A 15,477-nucleotide genomic window follows, 5' to 3' on the forward strand; every position below is an offset into this window, starting at 1 on the left:
GGTGGGCGACGGCACGGCGTCAGACGAGCCGCCGTGCCGTCGCCCACCGTGTCAGCTCGTGCCGGTTGGACAGCTGGAGCTTCCTCAGCACTGCCGACACATGCGACTCGACCGTCTTCACCGAGATGAAGAGCTGCTTGGCGATCTCCTTGTACGCGTACCCCCGCGCGATGAGCCGCAGCACCTCGCGCTCGCGCTGCGTGAGGCGGTCCAGGTCCTCGTCGACCGGGGGCGCGTCGGTCGACGCGAAGGCGTCGAGGACGAACCCGGCCAGGCGCGGCGAGAACACCGCGTCGCCGTCCTGCACACGGAAGATGGAGTCCACCAGATCGGTGCCGGTGATCGTCTTGGTGACATAGCCGCGGGCGCCACCACGGATGACTCCGATGACGTCCTCGGCGGCGTCCGAGACGGACAGTGCGAGGAACCGCACGGGGCGCTCGGCATCGGACATCAACGGCGCGCAGCGGCGCAGCACTTCGACCCCGCCGCCGCCTGGGAGATGCACGTCGAGGAGCACGACCTCGGGGCGCGTCGCCGTGATGACCGTGACCGCCTGGTCGACGTCCGCGGCCTCACCGACGACCTCGACGCCGGTGATCGCGGTCCTGCCGATCTCCGCCTGGACGCCCGTGCGGAACATCCGGTGGTCGTCGACGAGGACGACGCGCGCACGGCGACCCTCCTGGTCACCTCCGACGGCAGCACCGGCCGCTTCGGGTGCGTCAGCCGCATCCGCCGCGTCGGCGGGCTGAGCCGATTCGGTCGCACCGGCCGGCGTGGTCGCTTCGGCCGCGGACGGCTCAGCCGCATCGTCGTCCGGTCCACCCCTGGGCCCCACGGGCTCACTCGCGTCGCTCATGTCGTCGCCGTCCTCTCCATCTCCAGCTCGACTTCCGTGCCGCCCCCCGGCACCGCGCGCAGCCGCGCCGTGCCGCCGTTGCGCTGCATACGGCCGATGATCGATTCTCGTACGCCCATGCGGTCGTCCGGCACGGAATCCAGATCGAAGCCGGGGCCACGGTCCCGGACGGACACGAACACCGTCTCCCCCTCGACTTCGGCGAAGACCTGCACCGCACCGCCCTCGCCACCGTACTTGGCGGCGTTCACCATCGCTTCCCGCGCGGCCTGCGTCTGCGCCGTCAGCCGGTCATCGAGCGGGCAGTCGCCGACTATGACGACCTCGATGGGGACGCCGTGCTTGTCCTCCACCTCCGCGGCGTCGCGCCGGACCGCTTCGGCGAGGGTGTCGGGCTCGTCCGCCTCGTCCTTGCCCGTGCCCTCCGGTTTGTAGAGCCATTGGCGCAGGTCACGCTCCTGGGCGCGGGCCAGGCGGCGCACCTCTGAGGCGTTCTCGGCGTTGCGCTGGATCAGCGTCAGAGTGTGCAGTACCGAGTCGTGCACATGGGCGGCGACCTCGGCCCTCTCCTGGGCGCGGATACGCATCAGCCGCTCCTCGGAGAGGTCCTGCATCATGCGCACGAGATAGGGGCCGGCGAGCAAAGCGACGCCGACGAGCACCGCGAGCGCGGCCTGCAGCACGGAGCTGAGGTGCGAGGTGGAGCCCTGCAGCACGAAGATGCCGGAGACACCGGCGCCGACGAGCAGCACCCCGGCCCCCGCACGGGCGATGGTCAGGGTGCGCCTGCGGCGGCCGACGGCCATCCAGCGGGCCCGCCGGGCGTTGTCGGCCTGGCGCCAGACCAGGGCGACACCGGCGGCGACGAGCAGGGTCGGGATGAGATAGGCCTTCGTCGAGCTGCCCAGATCCACGTTGCCGACGAAGACCATGGCGACGACGACCATCGCGATCAGCGCGACGAGCTGGCCCTTGTCCGGCTTGCGGGCCACGAGTCTGCGGCGTCCGTCGGGCGCCGTCTCGCTCGTGACGGCGGAGGGCGGGCGCTCGGCGTCGACCCCGCCTACGCCGAGGGGCACGAAGAACCAGAACGCCGCGTACAGCAACGCGCCGAGTCCGTCCGCCGTGAACAGGCCGACGAAGATCAGCCGCACCCAGATGACGGGCAGCCCGAGATGACCGGCGAGGCCGCGCGCGACACCGCCGAGCCAACGGCCGTCACCGCTGCGATAGAGCTTTCGCAGCGGCCGCTCGTCTTCGATGGATACTGCTGCGGCTTCCGGCATGTCTCCGATATTCACACGCGTACGCGGGCGCGGGCATCAGGGTCGACCCCCGAGACGTCCCTGATCTCCGACCCGGACGACGGGGCGTGGACGTCGGGGCAGGGACGTGTCAGGGCCGATCTCAGGGTTCGGCCAGGGTTGTCCCGACTGCCGCGGCGGCCTCCGGCCCGTCACCATGGACACATGACAGACGAGCAGCCCGCCGGGACGGGCCCGCAGGCCGCGCCGCGCGATCCCTTTTCCGCCACGGCGCAGGAGCCGGGCGGGCCGACGGTCGTGCGGGCCTTCCGCCGCGACCGGCGGCACAAAAAGCTGGGCGGCGTGTGCGCGGGGCTCGGTCAGCACTGCGACATGGACCCGGTGATCTTCCGGATCGGGCTCGCGATCCTCTCCCTCACCAGCGGACTGGGCCTTGTCTTTTACGGCTTCGCGTGGCTGTTCGTCCCCTTCGAGGACGAGGAGGAGAACGAGGCGCGCAGGCTCCTCTCCGGCCGTGTGGACGGCCAGGCCCTGACGGCCGTGCTCTTCGCGCTCGTCGGCTGCGGCGTCTTCCTCTCTTTGCTGAACAACGGCGGGGCGCTCACTTTCGCGGCCGTCCTCGCCCTGCTCCTCGCGGGCGCGGGGTACTGGTCGCAGCAGCGCGGCACGACCGCTCCCGACCCGGTGGCGGCCCAGGCCGTGGCGGACGCCCCGCCCGAGGCGAAGGCGCCGCCGGTGGCCGGTGCCCCTTCGTGGTGGCGGGACCCGATCGTCAAGGACGGCACGCATGACGGGATCTCGGGGTATTTCTGGGGGCCTGAGGGCGTGGCCGTCGAGTATCGGCCCGACCCCCCGCACGGGCGGATACGGCCGCGGGAGCCCGCAGCGCCCCCGCGGCCCGAGCAGCGGGGTCCGCGCTGGATCGGCGGCTCCGTCTTCCTGGGAGCGCTGCTGGCGGGTGGCCTGGGCACGGGCCTCACGTGGGAGGAGCAGTCGCTCAGCACCAGCCTGCAGACCGGCCTCGCCCTCGCGCTCGCCGTGTTCGGGATCGGCATCGCTCTCAGTGCCTTCCTCGGGCGCACCGGTGTCGGCTCGATCGTGCTCGCGGTGCTCACGGCCGGGCTGCTCGCCGGCTCGGCCGCACTGCCCAAGGACATCAGCACCACCTGGGCGGAGACGGAGTGGAGGCCGACCGCGGCGGACCAGGTCAGGCCCCAGTACGAGCTGGGGACGGGCCTCGGCACACTCGACCTGACCCGCGCCGGCCCCGGCAAGGACCGGACGCTGAGCACCAGCGCCGAAGTGGGGGCGGGACAGATGAAGGTGATCCTGCCGAAGGACAGCACGGTGAAGCTGGACGTGGAAGTGGGCGTGGGTGACATCCAGTTGCCGGACGACCGAAAGGGAGACGTGGACATCGCTCCGGGCAAGGAGAAGACGGTGACGCTGAACCCACCGGAGGGCAACAAGGACGGCGGCACGCTCGAGCTGCGCGTCGAAGTAGGAATCGGACAGGTGGAGGTGACCCGTGCTACGTCATGAGTTCCATCCCGGCAAGCTGGTCCTTGGCCTGTTCCTGCTGCTGACGGCACTTGCCTACGCGGGCGACGCGGGCGGCCTCTGGGACACACCGTGGTTCGTGGCGTTCCCCCTCATGCTGGCGGGCCTGTTGCTCGGCGGCGCGGCGGCCGCCGTGTCCTACGGCATACGCGGCAGGCCCACAGCCCGCACGGCGAACCGCGTCTCGGACCGCACCTCGAGCCGCACATCGGACAGCACCCCCGACAGCACGGCGGACCGGATACCCGACCACCCGGTCGACGGCTCCAGGGACGCCTAGCGTCGGCTGGTCCAGCGGCTCAGCCGAGCCCCGAACCGTACTTGCGACGGCTTCCGATCATCGCGTCGGCCGAGAAGATGGGTGCCCCCGCGAGGATCATCGGGAGCCAGGCCATCAGGTAGGCCAGGTCGTTGCCGTAGTAGTACGGCTCGGTGGACCAGCTCACGGTGAGCCAGAGGCTGAGCGAGATCAGCGCCCCGCCGAGCGCCGCGATCCGGGCGAACAGGCCGACGAGGGTGCCGATGCCGACGGCCAGTTCGCCCAGGGCGATGGCGTAGCCGAAGCCGACGGGGCTCTTGAGCGAGAGGTCGACGAGGGCCGGGATGGCGGAAAGGTCACGGACGCCTTCCATCATCTCGCCGATGGACCCCGCGCCGGTGGCCGACATGAAGGCGCTGTCGGTGAGCTTGTCCAGGCCCGCGTAGATGAAGGTGACGCCGAGGAAGACCCGGAGCGGGAGCAGGGCATATCGGGAAGCGCTCTCCCGCCAGCCGCCGCTTCTGACGTAGCTGGTGTGGCTGTCGGTGCGCATGCCGTGAGCCATCGCTCTCGCCGCCTCTCCCGTTGACCCGCTTCACCCGTGGACCCGTCATCTGACGATACGTACGAACAGGGGGGCCTGCTCAGTGGCTTGCACCGAATTCGCGAGGATCGGCCCGTTGCCTGGCCAGGGGGTTCAGTCCGTGACGTCGATCGTGCAGCGGTTCGTCTCGAAGCCCGCGGCGGTGATCACCTGGACGTCGACGCGCCCCGGCTCGACGTCGACCGGAACGGGCACGGTCAGGGCCGCATCCGTCGGGTTGGTGAAACCGCCCGGCACGGGGACGAGCGGTACATGGACGTGCACGGTTCCGATGCGAACGACCATACGGGCGAGGCGATCGGCGGTCTGCGCTCCGGGGGGCACGAATCCGGCGCCGCGGATCTCGATGTCGTCGCCCGTGCGGATGGGGGCGTCGAGGTCTCCCGCCTCGCGGGCGCGCACCACGGAGAGGATCATGGGCCGGCCACCTTCGGCGTACTTGCCCGCGAGGTACGTCGCCGCAGACACCAGGACGAGGAGGGCGAGACCCCACGGCAGGTCGGGCAGCTGCTCGGGGCGGCGCGCGAGGCGTACGGCGGCGAAGACCATGGCGGCGGCGCTGACCAGGACGTACTGCGCGTCCGCGAAGCTGCCGCGGCCCGCGTCGTCGGTGAGCAGGTCGGCGGCCCGAGGGCGGTCGGCGGGCACCTTCTGCAGCCGCTGGCCGAGGACGCGCAGGCCCACCACGCGGCGTACGAGCACGGCGACCCCGCAGGCGACGGCGAGGACGGTCACGGCACCGGCGGCACGTGCGAGGTCGAGCCCTGCGATCAGCTCGTCCCGCTCGCGGTGCCCCGACGCCCCGGCGAGCTCGCCCACGAGGACGAGCACGGCGAAGACGACGAGGAGCACCCAACAGGCGGCCACCGCGCGGGAGGTGGAGAGGCGGTTGTCCTCGCCGATCAGCGGCGCGAGGATGCCGCCGCGGGCCCGGTGCGCGTATCCGGCGCCGGTCAGCAGGCCGCCGACGACGACGGCCGCGAGCAGCCCGCCGGTGCGGGCGAGGGTCCAGCCGGTGCCGATCGCGGTGAGCGCCTGGACCAGGAGCAGGACGCCCACGGCCACCCAGACGACGCCGACCGTGCGCCGCCACAGCAGGCCCAGCCAGGCCTCGCCCTCGGCACGGCCGCGTTCGGCGACGGCACGCGCGGACTGGGTGAGCTCGTCCGACACCCACTGCCGGGAAGCGCCCGCCGAGTGGGCGACCGCTGCGGGCAGCCCTTGCCCCGCCGCCAGCTCGTCCCTCTTGGCGAGGAACGCGGCCACGGCACGCCGATGCCCCTCGCGCGCACCGTGCGGGCAGTCGCCGCATGTGCAGCCGCCCCCGTGTGCGCCCTGCCGCGCCTCCTGCACCGCCACCGCGTACGCCGCCTTCCCCGCCCTCGTTCGAGCACCGAAACGTGAACTTCCTTGCGATGAAAGGGGATTGTGCCGTACTAGAAGACGATCAGCTGCCTCGGGTCAGGTCAGCGAGGGTGAATTCCCCGCGCGCCGGTTGACGGCGGGGGTGGCGAGGGCGGTCGGTTCAGGCCAGCAGATCCGGTTCGCTGCGGCTGATGTCCTGCCAGAGGGACTGGTAGTTGATCCACGCGACGAGATCGCTGCCGAGTTGCTCGCGCGTCGCCACCGCCTGCTTGTGGCCGATGAGGATCGGTCGGCCGGCGGCCCGCGCGCTCAGCTGGACCTGGCAGGAGCGCTCCATCGTGAGGAACCACCAGGCGGCGGCGTCGACGGAGTCGCCGACGGTGAGCAGCCCGTGATTGCGCAGGATGACGGCCTTGTGGTCGCCGAGCGCGGTGGCGATCCGGCGGCCCTCGTCCGAGTCGACGACGACGCCCGTGTAGCCGTCGTACAGCGCGTGGCTCTCGTAGAAGGCGCAGGACTCCTGGGTGATCGGGTCCAGGAGTTCACCGAGTGTGGACAAGGCGCGGCCGTGCAGCGAGTGGCAGTGCGCGACGGCGACGACGTCGGGCCGCGCCAGGTGCGCCTGCGCGTGGACGGTGAAGGCGGCCTGATTGACGTGGTGGCGGCCTTCGACGACCTGCCCCTCCGCGTTGGCGAGGACCAGGTCGCCCACGGTGACGTGCTTGAAGGGCATCCCGAAGGGGTTCACCCAGAAACAGTCCTCGTGCTCCGGGTCGCGCGCCGTGATGTGCCCGGACACCCCGTCCTCGTAGCCGAGCCGCCCGAAGATCCGCAGGGCCCCGGCGAGCCGTTCCTTGCGGTATCGCCGTTCGTCCGCCGGCGAGTCGTGCACCGGTGGCATCGCGAACTGCAACCGCTCGACGGGTATCGGTGTGGGCGCCTGCATATGTCCTCCATCCCTGGCTGTACGGAGCGGAAGTTACCGCCGGTCAGCGCAGGAAGACAGGGGTCCCCTGTGAAGAGAGTGCGCAATCGGGGCGCGGGGCCTGACAGAGAACGGCGCAGCAAACCGGACAGCAGGTGTCGGGTATCGGCGGGACACTCGCCGTATGACGACGAACTGGGCAGCCTTCAGCGCAGCAGAACCCACCTTCGCGCGGACCGCCGAGGAGCGGTTCGGCCTGTTCACTCACCACATCCTCGCCACACTCCGCAAGGACGGATCTCCGCGCACGACCGGGCTCGAAGTCCGTTTCCTGCACGGGGAGTTCTGGCTCGGTATGATGCCGGGCTCGATGAAGGCGCTCGACCTGCGCCGCGACCCGCGCTTCTCGGTCCAGGCGAACCCGGGGCCGGGCACGGAGATGGCCGGCGGCGACATCCGGATCTCCGGGCGGGCGATCGAGGTCGAGGACCCCGAGGTCATCGCGCGGTACGTGGGCGAGGTGCAGCCACCGGACCCGGGCTCGTTCCACCTCTTCCGCACGGAGCTGACGGAGGTGGTCCGGACGTACATCGAGGACGAGAAGTATCTGGCGGTGCAGCTGTGGCAGCCGGGCGCGCCGACGCGGACGACCAGGCGGACATGAGAAAACGCCGGTGCCGCCGCCCCTCGCGGGGGACGACGGCACCGGCGTTCGGACCTCGGCCAAGCCTGGAGCAGGCGTCGGTCAGGCCCTGCGGACTACTCCCACTCGATGGTGCCCGGCGGCTTGCTCGTCACGTCGAGGACGACGCGGTTCACGTCGGCGACCTCGTTCGTGATGCGCGTGGAGATCTTCGCGAGGACGTCGTACGGAAGGCGCGACCAGTCGGCCGTCATGGCGTCCTCGGACGAGACGGGCCGCAGGACGATCGGGTGGCCGTACGTCCGGCCGTCGCCCTGCACGCCCACGCTGCGCACGTCGGCGAGCAGCACGACGGGACACTGCCAGATCTCACGGTCGAGACCGGCAGCCGTCAGCTCCTCGCGGGCGATCGCGTCGGCCTCGCGGAGCAGGTCCAGACGCTCCTTGGTGACATCGCCGACGATGCGGATGCCGAGGCCGGGGCCCGGGAAGGGCTGGCGCTGGACGATCTCGTCCGGCAGACCGAGCTCCTGCCCGACCATCCGCACCTCGTCCTTGAAGAGCTGGCGCAGCGGCTCGATCAGCTGGAACTCGAGGTCCTCGGGGAGGCCGCCCACGTTGTGGTGGGACTTGATGTTGGCGGTGCCGGAGCCGCCGCCGGACTCGACGACGTCGGGGTAGAGCGTGCCCTGGACGAGGAACTCGACAGGCTGGTCACCGGGCGCCTCGGCGACGATCTCCGCCTGGGCCTGCTCGAAGACGCGGATGAACTCGCGGCCGATGATCTTCCGCTTCTGCTCGGGGTCGGAGACCCCGGCAAGGGCGGTCAGGAAGCGCTCCTGCGCGTCGACGACCTTGAGCTGCACGCCCGTGGCCGCGACGAAGTCCTTCTCGACCTGCTCGGTCTCGCCCTTGCGCATCAGGCCGTGGTCGACGTACACGCAGGTCAGCTGCGAGCCGATGGCCTTCTGCACGAGGGCTGCGGCCACGGCGGAGTCGACGCCGCCGGAGAGACCGCAGATCGCGCGCTTGGTGCCGACCTGCTCACGGATCGCGGTGAGCTGCTCCTCGACGATGTTGCCGGTGGTCCAGTCGGGCTTCAGGCCCGCGCCCCGGTAGAGGAAGTGCTCGAGCACCTGCTGGCCGTGCGTGGAGTGCATGACCTCGGGGTGGTACTGCACTCCGTACAGCTTCTTCTCGTCGTTCTCGAAGGCCGCGACCGGCACGACGTCCGTGGACGCGGTGACGGTGAAGCCCTCGGGCGCCGCGCTGCACGCGTCGCCGTGCGACATCCACACGGGCTGCTCGGCCGGGGTGCCCTCGAAGAGGGTCGAGCCGGACTTGGAGACATGCAGGGGCGTGCGTCCGTACTCCCGCGCGCCCGTGTTGTCGACGGTGCCGCCGAGGGTGGTCGCCATCAGCTGGAAGCCGTAGCACATGCCGAAGACGGGGACACCGGCCTCGAAGATCGCGCGGTCCAGGCGCGGGGCCTCGTCCGCGTACACCGACGAGGGGCCGCCGGAGAGGATGATCGCGGCGGGGTTCTTCGCGAGCATCTCGGAGACCGGCATGGTGCTCGGCACGATCTCGCTGTAGACCCGGGCCTCGCGGACGCGTCGGGCGATGAGCTGGGCGTACTGCGCTCCGAAGTCGACGACCAGAACGGTGTCGGGGGCGGCGGCAGCGGGGGACGCTGATGGCACGGCGGCGGCCTTCCGGCGTTGAGCGTGAGCTTGAGCGTGAGCTGGGGCTCGTGCGTGAGCAGGGGGTCTGTTTTGTCGATTCTAACGGGCCCGCGGACACCCCTTTCGTCGCATCCGACGGAGCCCGCCCCCGCACCGGCCTCGCGCCGTACCCTCGTCGACCTCGCGCCGTACCCACACCGGCCTCGCGCCGTACCCGCGGCGGTCTTCGGCGCAGGTGGCGATGCGGGGCGTCTCAGCATCCGGGCCACGGCGGAACCCGTGTTGACCCGGCACGCACGCGTGGGGGCATACTGGCCCCGTGACCAAGCACCTCAGCTTCCTCTTTACCTATGGCAACCGGCCCGCCGGCTGCCATGGTCGAGCTGCTTGATCCACTGACAAGCGACTTCCCAGGCGCCCCGGGCCGACAAGGCCCGGGGCGTTCTGTCATTTCCGGGCCTTGTCGCTCCGGGGCACTCCACCAGATCCACCAGATCCACCGGACCCACCGGACCCACCGGGTCCACCGGGTCCACCGAGATCCGCCGAGATCCACATCCGACGAGGAGCCCCAGATGAGCATCACCACCACGACGACCGACAAGACAGGCGCCCGCACCCCCGAGGCCGCCGATGTGATCGAGGGTGCGCGCGACCGCATCGACGCACTCGACGACCGCATCATCGGCCTCGTACAGGAACGGATGGCCGTGTCGGCCGTCATCCAGGAGGCCCGGATCGGGTCGGGCGGCCGTCGCGTCAATCTCTCGCGCGAGATGGAGGTTCTCGCCCACTACAGGGACGCGCTCGGCAAGCCCGGTACCTCGCTGGCGATGACGCTCCTCGAGCTGTGCAGGGGGCGGGTCTGACCCCCCTCGCCCCTCGCCCCTCGCCCTCCATCGGCCCCCTCTGTGATCCCGTCGGCGCCCCTGCCGATGGCGCCCTTGTGCCACCGGACCTGAGTTCGGATCCGGTCTCACCCGTACGGCGCGTGACCGGGTCCGGAGCGGCTTCGTTGGTCCCGATGTCCGTGCCAGCCAGGGGCGGGCACGGAAAACCACGCGTGGCTCCGCTGGAGCGATGAGGCGCACACATCGTGTACGCCGTGGGACCTCGCTCCAGAGACGTGACCGGACGGCAGGGGACAGCAGCCCGGTCACCCAGGGAACGGTCGGCTTCGGGGACGCCCGGAGCCGACCGGCCTCCGTCCCGTCCCCCTCCCGTCCTCTCCCGTCCCCCCCCTGTCGCCTCCCTCGACCGCCCCCCACGGAATGACCCGACTGTCCCTGTTCGTCTGGATCACGTCGAACCGGTTGCGCGGGTCACGGCGCATCCAGCACGATGCCTAGCAGGACAGCCGCACGTCCGGCACTGCACAACTCCATTGCCATTGGTCGAGACCACTAGTGCGCCCCTCGTGCGCCGGGTCGGCCACCGGCGCCCCCAGACCCGCGGCGCACTCCCCCCGGCGCCGCTCCGCGGCACCGACGCTGCCCTGACGTCGGTGCTGACAGCCAAGGGCCCCGCGGATCCGTCCCGCGGGGCCCTTCGGTCTTCCGTGTCTCCAAGAGCCGCCACTCCAGAGCCGCCGCCCCCTGAGGCGCCACCCCCAGAGCCGCCACCCCGAGAGCGGCGCTCCGACGGGCAGCGCCTACTTCGCCTCGGCCACCTTCGCGAGCTGTGCGTCGACGATCGCGTCGGCCACCTTCGGGTCGGCCGTCACCCCGTCACGGAACTTCTCCGGCAGCCCACCGGCCCCGTCCTCCTCGTCGGCCTGGGCCGACTCCGGGTCGAAGACGTTCGAGGCGCGGAAAGCGATCAGCGTCGAGCCGCTGCGTACGACCGTGACGCGGTCCCGGTCGAGGAACTCACCGGCACGGCTCGCGAGCTTGTACGAGACGGCCTCGTCGCCCCCGACCGGCGCGGGCTGCGGCCTGACGCCGAAGTAGCGGCGGCCCCCACCGTCCCCACTCCCGCCCCCGAAGGTGGCGCACTTCTTCGACTTCGTCGCCGTGCGCAGCGTGTCCATGGTGTTCTCGGCGTCGGCCTGGCCGTACGCGAACAGGACGACCTCGGTCGTCGTGGTGTCCGCGACGTCGGTGCTGGTCAGCGTGCGACTGACGTGGGCCTTCGACTTCGGCGGGGCAGCGGCCGTGAGCATCTCCGACAGCGGACGGCACTCGGCCGGGTTCACGCGCCCCCCGGAATCCGCAGGCCCCCTGGAATCCGCAGGCCCCTCGGACTCCTTGGACCCCTCGGGCTCCTTCGCGACCTTGTACTTCCTCACGTCACCCGAGGCGAGAGCCGCCTTCTCCAGCTCCGCCGCCACCGAGGACGTGCCGGCATCCGTGGACTTCTCGCCCTTGCCGCCGCCACCGCTTCCGCCGCCGCTCCCGCCGCTTCCGCTGCACGCCGCCGTAAGCCCCAGCACCGCCACCGCCGACACAGCCACCACGCCACGCGACACAGCTGACTTCACGTTCCCGCTCCCCCACTCTCGTCTCACGCCGTGCGGAGTCACCCGCTCATGCGGAGTCACCCGCACCCCTCCTACGACGGAAGATCATCACGCCCGGTTCCGCGTCACCCCGCTACGACCAGATCCAGAACCGGAACGGACTCAGGAACACGATCGCCAGCGCCATGCCGCCCACCACGATCACCCCGCTCCACGCCCGGCGGCTGCGCTCCGAACGCGCGCTGCGCCGCGGCCCGGTCGGCGCGGCCCGCCACTCGTCGGGCCGCCACGCCCCGGCGGCGCCCTCCCCCCGAGCCGCCCTGCGCTTCCTGCGCCTGCGGCCCAACGCCCTGCTGTCCGCGGCCTTCTGGCGTGCCGCCTCCTCGTCGAGGCGTCGCAGCCGCTCGGCCACCATGCGCGCCCGCGCGGACGGCTCCTTCGGCGCCGAGGCACGGATGTCACGCAGACTGTCGCGCTCGAACCGCTCCCACACGTCGTCGGTCATCTCGGCCGTCTCGTCCATCCCGGCCGTCTCGGCCGTCTCGGCCGTCCCGTCCGGTATTCCATCCGGTCTCTCATCCGGCTCCGCCACGCCGCCCCCTCCTGACGCCCCTCGCTCCCGGCGGATCACCGGAGAGCGGAGGAATTTCTACGGCACCCGGAGACGGCCGCACAAGCTCTGTGATCCAAGCCACATAAGAATTCTGTGAGTTCGAGGACAACCATTCGCAAGGGACGCAGGTCATGCATGCGTAACAACGGCCACACCCGCGTCCCCACCGCGGAGGCCTCCACCTCCGTACCGCTCACCAGGTGGTACGCCGGACTCACTGAGGTCTTCATGAAGCTTCGACGTGTCATGGCCGCCGCGGCCGCGACCGCTGCCATAGCCCCGATCGCGCTGCTGTCGGCCCCTGCCGCCTACGCGACCCCGGACACCAGCCCGTCCCCGAGCGCGACGGCCACCGAGTCGGCCACGCCTCCCGCGACGCCTACGCCGACCGAGACGGAATCCGCCACGGCGACGCCGGGCGCGACGGAATCCGAGTCGGCCAGCCCGGCACCGACCGAGACGGAATCCGAGTCGGCCACGCCCACGGAGAAGCCCACCGAGTCGGCCACGCCGCCCGATGAGCCCACCGAGGCGCCCACGGACTGCCCGGTCGACGAGGACGGCGAGGACGCCGACTCGAAGCTGGAGATCGGGCTCTCGGGCCTGCCCGGCAAGATCGTCGCGGGCAGCGGCTGGCACCAGTTCAAGCTGACCGCCTCCAACCCGAGCGACGACGACCTCGGTGAGGTCCAGTGGCTCGCCGCCGTGGACAACTACACGGAGAGCGAGGACGAGAAGGACTGGCTCGCCAACTACGCGCAGATCCAGTACTTCAACCCCGAGACCAAGACCTGGGAGTCCATCGCGGACGAGGTCTCGGGCGGCCTCTACTTCGGCACCACCGAGCTGGGCGCCAAGGAGAAGGTCGACATCAAGCTGCGCGTCAACGTCAGCGCCAAGGCCCCGGCCGGCGACGGCTACGCGCTCGGCCTCGGCGGCTACCTGGACTCCGAGGAGAACTGCGTGCGCAGCGCGTTCTCCTTCTACGAGTTCACGGTCCTGAAGGCCGGCAGCGACAACGAGAACCCGGGCGAGGCCGACAAGAACGAGGGCGGCAAGACGCCCACCGGTGGCAAGACGCCGCAGGGCGGTGCCAAGGAGATCGCGGCCACCGGCAACCTCGCCGAGACCGGCTCAAGCTCCATGCTGCCGACCATCGGCCTCGTCGGCGGTGTCGCCGTCATCGCCGGTGCGGGCGCGGTCTTCGTCGTCCGACGCAAGAAGGCCGACGCCACCGCGTAAGCACGCGCGTCAGCACGCCGGCGACGGCACGCCGCTCAGCGGCGCCTGAACACGCGAAAGGACCTGCGCTCGGAGGGGGGCGCAGGTCCTTTCGCGTACGCGGGGGAAGTCGCCGCCCGGCGCCGCCCGGCTACTTCTTCGTCGGCATCGCGGGCATCCCCAGGAACGGAAGCCGCAGCGCGCCGAACGCGTCCGCCGGTACCGCCGGGGACTTCGGCTCGACGGCGGCCAGACGCACGTACTCCGCGCCCTGCGAAGGACGCGTGTCCTCGGCGCCCTTGTTGGGCCAGAACGACATCGCGCGCTCGGCCTGCGCGGTGATCGTCAGGGAGGGGTTCACGCCGAGGTTCGCGGAGACCGCGGCGCCGTCGACGACCGAGATGCCGGGGTGGCCGTACAGGCGGTGGTAGGGGTCGATGACCCCGGAGTCCGCCGAGTCGCCGATCGGACAGCCGCCCAGGAAGTGCGCGGTCAGCGGGGTGCCCATCAGCTCGCCCACGTTCGACCCGGCAAAGCCGTTGATCTCCTCGGCGAGCAGCGACGCGGCCTCGGTGGCCTCGGGGATCTGCGTCGGGTTGGGCGCGCCGTGGCCCTGCCGTGCGGTCAGCAGGCCCTTGCCGATGCCCTTCTCCTTGCGGTACGTGGTCAGGGAGTTGTCGAGCGTCTGCATGACCAGGCCGATGATGGTCCGCTCCGACCAGCGCCGGTTGGAGAGCGAACGGACCGTAAGCCATGGGTGCTTGGCCACGTTGCCGAGCCATCCGGCGACACGCGCCTTGCCGCCCTTGATGCTGTACGGCACCTGGAGGATCGTCATGCCGCCCATCGCGTTGGACTTCTTGCCGTAGCGGACCGGCTCGATGTGCGTGGAGGCGTTGGGGTGGATCGACGAGGTGATCGCGACGCCCTTGGTGAAGTCCACCTTCTCGGCGCCGTGCTGCTTGCGGTAGCGGCGGTCGGTGGTCTGGGAGCCCACCAGGGCCTCGGAGTTGGTGCGGGTCAGCGCGCCGAGCCGTCCCGATATGCGCGGAAGCAGGCCGGTGTCCTTCATGCGGTGCAGGAGCGTCTGCGTGCCGTAGGTGCCCGCCGCGACGACGACCTCGCGCGCCGTGAACGTACGCCCGTTGCCCTTGCGCTTGTTGTCGGTGGGCAGGGTGGCGACGGCGTACCCGCCCCGCGAGTCCTCGGTGACGGTGACGACGGACGTCATCGGGTGGATGACGGCGCCGGCCTTCTCCGCCAGGTAGAGGTAGTTCTCGTTGAGGGTGTTCTTCGCGCCGTGCCGGCAGCCCGTCATGCACTCGCCGCATTCGCTGCAGGCCTTGCGCGAAGGACCCGCGCCGCCGAAGTAGGGGTCGGGAACTTCCTCGCCGGGCTTGGCCGTTGAAGTACCTGAGGCGTCCTGCTCGTCGCCGAAGAAGACACCGACCGGTGCCATGTGGAAGCTGTCGCCCACTCCCATGGCCTGGGCGGTCGCCTTCAGGTGGACGTCGGACGGAGTCGTGGTCGGGTTGAGCCGCACCCCGAGCATGCGTTTGGCCTGCTCGTAGTAGGGGGCCAGCTCGTTCTGCCAGTCCGTGATGTCCTTCCACTGCGGGTCGTTGAAGAACGGCGCGGGGGGCACGTAGAGCGTGTTCGCGTAGTTCAGCGAACCTCCGCCGACGCCCGCCCCCGCGAGCACCATGACGTTGCCGAGCAGATGGATGCGCTGGATGCCGTAGAGGCCGAGTGCCGGTGCCCAGAGGTAGTTCTTGAGGTCCCAGGAGTTCTTCGGGAGCGACTCGCGGCTGAAGCGGCGCCCCGCTTCGAGCACGCCGACGCGGTAGCCCTTCTCCGTCAGACGCAGGGCGGAGACGGAGCCGCCGAAGCCGGACCCGACGACGATGACGTCGTAGTCGTACGACGCGTCGTCGTGCCCGCCCGCTTCACTGTCCGGCTGTTTCTGGACAGAGCTCTCCTGTGACATCGACTCTCCTCGTTGAGAATTAGCCCGTTC

At 70.8% G+C, this 15,477-nt stretch carries 14 protein-coding genes; 5 read left to right on the forward strand and 9 right to left on the reverse strand.

From position 1 onward, the window contains the following. Positions 1 to 19: 19 nt before the first annotated feature. Positions 20 to 862 (reverse strand): LuxR C-terminal-related transcriptional regulator, encoded by an 843-nt coding sequence (locus AC5P1C_RS16405; protein ID WP_493866556.1) that lies wholly within the window; start codon positions 860 to 862, stop codon positions 20 to 22. Next, entirely contained in the window at positions 859 to 2,148 is a 1,290-nt protein-coding gene (locus tag AC5P1C_RS16410; RefSeq protein WP_493866557.1) for a PspC domain-containing protein, read from the reverse strand. Before AC5P1C_RS16410 ends, AC5P1C_RS16405 begins: the two co-directional genes overlap by 4 nt. A 183-nt stretch (positions 2,149 to 2,331) precedes the next feature. Between AC5P1C_RS16410 and AC5P1C_RS16415 the strand changes: the two genes are divergently transcribed. After that, positions 2,332 to 3,669, forward strand: a complete 1,338-nt coding sequence (locus AC5P1C_RS16415) for a PspC domain-containing protein (protein ID WP_493866558.1) — start codon at positions 2,332 to 2,334, stop codon at positions 3,667 to 3,669. After that, positions 3,656 to 3,967 carry a hypothetical protein gene (locus AC5P1C_RS16420; RefSeq protein WP_493866559.1) on the forward strand — a complete coding sequence of 104 codons (312 nt, stop codon included), beginning with the start codon at positions 3,656 to 3,658 and terminating at the stop codon, positions 3,965 to 3,967. The genes AC5P1C_RS16415 and AC5P1C_RS16420 overlap by 14 nt, the downstream gene beginning before the upstream one ends. A 19-nt stretch (positions 3,968 to 3,986) precedes the next feature. Here the strand turns inward: AC5P1C_RS16420 and AC5P1C_RS16425 are convergent, their stop codons facing one another. The 3 genes from AC5P1C_RS16425 to AC5P1C_RS16435 all read right to left on the reverse strand — a co-directional run bounded on the left by AC5P1C_RS16425 (position 3,987) and on the right by AC5P1C_RS16435 (position 6,861). Then, complete coding sequence (locus AC5P1C_RS16425) at positions 3,987 to 4,511, reverse strand: DoxX family protein (protein ID WP_493866560.1); 525 nt, start codon at positions 4,509 to 4,511, stop codon at positions 3,987 to 3,989. 132 nt (positions 4,512 to 4,643) lie between these two features. Continuing rightward, positions 4,644 to 5,909 (reverse strand): hypothetical protein, encoded by a 1,266-nt coding sequence (locus AC5P1C_RS16430; RefSeq protein ID WP_493866561.1) that lies wholly within the window; start codon positions 5,907 to 5,909, stop codon positions 4,644 to 4,646. A 166-nt stretch (positions 5,910 to 6,075) separates the two neighbouring features. Beyond that, positions 6,076 to 6,861 carry a class II aldolase/adducin family protein gene (locus AC5P1C_RS16435; RefSeq protein ID WP_493866562.1) on the reverse strand — a complete coding sequence of 262 codons (786 nt, stop codon included), beginning with the start codon at positions 6,859 to 6,861 and terminating at the stop codon, positions 6,076 to 6,078. A gap of 163 nt (positions 6,862 to 7,024) precedes the next feature. On the opposite strand from AC5P1C_RS16435, the gene AC5P1C_RS16440 reads away from it, so the two are divergent. Further along, entirely contained in the window at positions 7,025 to 7,504 is a 480-nt protein-coding gene (locus AC5P1C_RS16440) for a pyridoxamine 5'-phosphate oxidase family protein (protein WP_493866563.1), read from the forward strand. Between the two features lie 95 nt (positions 7,505 to 7,599). On the opposite strand, the gene guaA is transcribed toward AC5P1C_RS16440, so the two are convergent. Beyond that, positions 7,600 to 9,186 (reverse strand): glutamine-hydrolyzing GMP synthase, encoded by a 1,587-nt coding sequence (guaA, locus tag AC5P1C_RS16445; protein ID WP_493866564.1) that lies wholly within the window; start codon positions 9,184 to 9,186, stop codon positions 7,600 to 7,602. 557 nt (positions 9,187 to 9,743) lie between these two features. Between guaA and AC5P1C_RS16450 the strand changes: the two genes are divergently transcribed. After that, a complete protein-coding gene (locus tag AC5P1C_RS16450; RefSeq protein ID WP_493866565.1) occupies positions 9,744 to 10,037 on the forward strand; it encodes a chorismate mutase in 294 nt (97 codons plus the stop codon). A gap of 782 nt (positions 10,038 to 10,819) precedes the next feature. Here the strand turns inward: AC5P1C_RS16450 and AC5P1C_RS16455 are convergent. Both AC5P1C_RS16455 and AC5P1C_RS16460 read right to left on the reverse strand, forming a co-directional pair. Beyond that, on the reverse strand, positions 10,820 to 11,647 hold the full coding sequence (locus AC5P1C_RS16455; RefSeq protein ID WP_493866566.1) for a hypothetical protein: 828 nt from the start codon (positions 11,645 to 11,647) through the stop codon (positions 10,820 to 10,822). 112 nt (positions 11,648 to 11,759) lie between these two features. Continuing rightward, positions 11,760 to 12,218 (reverse strand): hypothetical protein, encoded by a 459-nt coding sequence (locus AC5P1C_RS16460; RefSeq protein ID WP_493866567.1) that lies wholly within the window; start codon positions 12,216 to 12,218, stop codon positions 11,760 to 11,762. A 156-nt stretch (positions 12,219 to 12,374) separates the two neighbouring features. Between AC5P1C_RS16460 and AC5P1C_RS16465 the strand changes: the two genes are divergently transcribed. Next, positions 12,375 to 13,481 carry an LAETG motif-containing sortase-dependent surface protein gene (locus tag AC5P1C_RS16465; RefSeq protein WP_493866568.1) on the forward strand — a complete coding sequence of 369 codons (1,107 nt, stop codon included), beginning with the start codon at positions 12,375 to 12,377 and terminating at the stop codon, positions 13,479 to 13,481. 130 nt (positions 13,482 to 13,611) lie between these two features. On the opposite strand, the gene AC5P1C_RS16470 is transcribed toward AC5P1C_RS16465, so the two are convergent. After that, positions 13,612 to 15,447: a GMC oxidoreductase gene (locus tag AC5P1C_RS16470; protein WP_493866569.1), complete on the reverse strand. Its 1,836-nt coding sequence runs from the start codon at positions 15,445 to 15,447 to the stop codon at positions 13,612 to 13,614. Between the last annotated feature and the right edge of the window lie 30 nt (positions 15,448 to 15,477).

This window comes from Streptomyces sp. A18 (assembly GCF_059026065.1).